Annotated in this window: 1 protein-coding gene and 1 pseudogene; both read right to left on the minus strand. The window is 50.5% G+C overall.

Annotated elements, in window-relative coordinates; genetic code table 11:
- A pseudogene (locus HMPREF2990_RS04395) lies at positions 1–229 on the minus strand (MATE family efflux transporter); the annotation flags it as partial.
- Complete coding sequence (locus tag HMPREF2990_RS12400) at positions 211–1,272, minus strand: PLP-dependent cysteine synthase family protein (RefSeq protein ID WP_035011700.1); 1,062 nt, start codon at positions 1,270–1,272, stop codon at positions 211–213. The pseudogene HMPREF2990_RS04395 and the gene HMPREF2990_RS12400, both read right to left, overlap by 19 nt.
- Positions 1,273–2,234 lie beyond the last annotated feature (962 nt).

Consider the following 2,234-nt stretch of genomic DNA (forward strand, 5'->3'; position numbering starts at 1 on the left):
CCAGCGGTGTTAATAGGCCCACGGCCATTGTGCGTATCTGGTTAAACCACACAACTGCCAAACCTCCGCCAGCAAGAGCCCCGAGGCTAAGTTGGCCCATCATGAAAGTGTCGGTGGTTGAAATTGCGATATTCGCAAGCTGTGTGCCGGCAAGGGGAAGAGACAACGCCAAAATCTGGCGGTTTAGTTTCTGAGAGGTAGCTCCGGGCACTACTTTTCCTTCGACCATGAAACTCGTGTTGAATTTAGCGAAATTGGGCTTTCCCCAGCGCGCAATGACATAACTTGTTCCCAAATTTTGTCCTCGAGGGCGACATCGAGTAAACCACGTTCGGACATCCACTCATCGTTGAATACGGTATCTAGATACTTTTCCCCTCCATCGCACACCATGGTCAACGATGTAGAGCCAGCGGGAAAGCCCGGCAGGAGCTCGAGGGCTGCTATTACGGCTCCGCCAGCAGATCCTCCCAGTAGAAGCCCCATGTGCTTTCCGATTGTTCGGCATGCAGCGAAAGCTGCTTTGTCGGATACCTTTGCTCCGTAGTCGAGTAAGTCGTAGCGAACTGAAGTGCCGATAACTGCACCTTCGGGGGTGCCCGTTCCAGATTGCCAATAGTCGTGTCCAGGAGCACCGAATGCAATGGAACCTTCCGGTTCGACGCCTATAATAGTGGGACGGTGTCCCAATTGATGGAGACGTTCAGTAACTCCAAAGAGGCTTCCACCTGTGCCTACGGCACTAATGATATGAGTCGGACTTTCCCCAAGATCATTCAAAATTTCATCAGCTGCAGGGTAATAACCCATCGAGTTTGCGACATTGTCATGCTGCTTCATGAATACCCAGCCGTGTTGTTTGCCGAGCTCCTCAGCATGGTTTTCTCTAGCCGATGTGGCGAGCGAATCGTCATCTTGATTGGAAACGAAGCACATCTGTGCATTCATTGCACGCATGGAGTTCAATTTATCTTTACAAGAATGATTATCGACGACTGCTACGAAGTCGTATCCGCGCTCAAGTGCAAGAAGTGCTAAGCCCTGTCCAGTATTACCGGAAGTCGATTCAACGATAGTGCCATGCTCTTGAAGTCGGTTATCCTGCTCTGCCGCCTTAATCATCGACTGGGCCATCCGGATTTTCGCACTTCCAGTTGGGTTGAATTGCTCGAGCTTAAGCAAAACGCGACTTTTCTGGGGCGTACAGACAAGCTCGAACAGAGGAGTATTGCCAATGAGTTGAGACATCTGCGTATAAATTCTTTTTGGCATCTTTATTTGGCCTCTGTTCTAGCGATCTTCCGTGATGGTCATGGTGACAGGATTAAAGGCGTATTTCTGAGGAATCCGATATCCGTGGAAAGCAGACTCGTTCGAGTCCATTTGATACCCGGCTGTGTCGGGATAGACTAGGAAATCTCCAGGTCGAGGCCTGTCGGGGAGTTGAATCATTCTTTTGCTGAGATAATCGCTGTCTAAGCACGTTGATCCGGAAACTGCTGTTGCGGTAGCTACTCCCGAGTCGATAATGACTCCGTTGCGCACAAGGTATGGGTCCGGATAATACTCCGAGTTGAACCATTGCTCTGAGAGGCTGAGACTAGTTCCACGTACGACAGTTACTGTCCGTGCAGCATTGGGCAATGCGTGACACGAAAGAACAGGAAAGAAACTAGCACCCGCGAACTGGCATAAAGACCGTCCAGGCTCTGCCAAAATCTTTATGTTGTGACGATGAGCGCGCTGAGCCATGGAGTCCGAGCTGCGTCGAGTGGACTCCATATCTCGACGTGTCAGTGGGCGATGTTGATTAGCTATAAACCGTAGTGAGTATTGTCCGGATAAAGGTGATCCGAACGGATATTGGTCTTTAGGTTTATCCGAATCTATGAACATTTCGTTTTTTAGTCGAGATTGCAGGTTTCGCCAGACTCCATACTCGACTGAGCTTGTGGGAAATCCACCTCCAATGGAAATAGTGTCGGCCCGTGGAGACAGGGAGCGCACCTTGAGTAGGGTGTCGATTGCCAGATGCGACATGTTTATCCTCTCGTGGAGGTCATAACCGTTGCAGTGGAAACTTAGGCCGGTAATTTCGATGTTGGCACGGCCTTGGCTAAGACGAGCGGTTAGAGACAAGGCGGTATCGATGCTCATACCAAACCGTGTGGAGGGGGTTTGGTTCGCAATCCGGAGAAGAACTCGGACCTGACCCCCGTTAGGTAGACACCTGA

It is taken from the genome of Corynebacterium sp. HMSC071B10 (assembly GCF_001814825.1).
GTDB lineage: Bacteria > Actinomycetota > Actinomycetes > Mycobacteriales > Mycobacteriaceae > Corynebacterium.

Coding starts and splice junctions, on each gene's coding strand:
- HMPREF2990_RS12400 (WP_035011700.1), bottom strand. CDS start 1,272: ATGCCAAAAAGAATTTATACGCAGATGTCTCAACTCATTGGCAATACT.